The following is a 256-nucleotide window of genomic DNA, read 5'->3' as shown; positions in this document are numbered from 1 at the left end:
GTACAAGCTGAACTTCGGTCCGTTCCCGGGCGACGTGTTCCACGCACCGTACCCGAACCCGCTGCACGGCGTGACGACGGCCGACTCGATCAAGGCGATCGAGATGCTGTTCAAGGCCGACATCGATCCGAAGCGCGTCGCCGCGATCATCTTCGAACCGGTCCAGGGCGAAGGCGGCTTCAACCCGGCGCCGCCCGACTTCGTGCGCGCACTGCGCCAGATCTGTAACGAGCACGGCATCATGCTGATCGCCGAC

General features: G+C 64.8%; 1 protein-coding gene. It reads left to right on the top strand.

Features of this window, described 5'->3' with window-relative positions; translation table 11 throughout:
• Positions 1–256 (top strand): aminotransferase class III-fold pyridoxal phosphate-dependent enzyme (locus tag SB751_RS32825; protein WP_410749357.1); only part of this gene is annotated, 256 nt, incomplete at both ends.

The organism is Cupriavidus sp. SIMBA_020 (genome assembly GCF_046535395.1).
Taxonomy (GTDB): Bacteria; Pseudomonadota; Gammaproteobacteria; order Burkholderiales; family Burkholderiaceae; genus Cupriavidus; species Cupriavidus campinensis.
The sequence above is the reverse complement of the archived record's forward strand: the minus strand, read 5'-3'. Positions and strand labels throughout refer to the sequence as shown.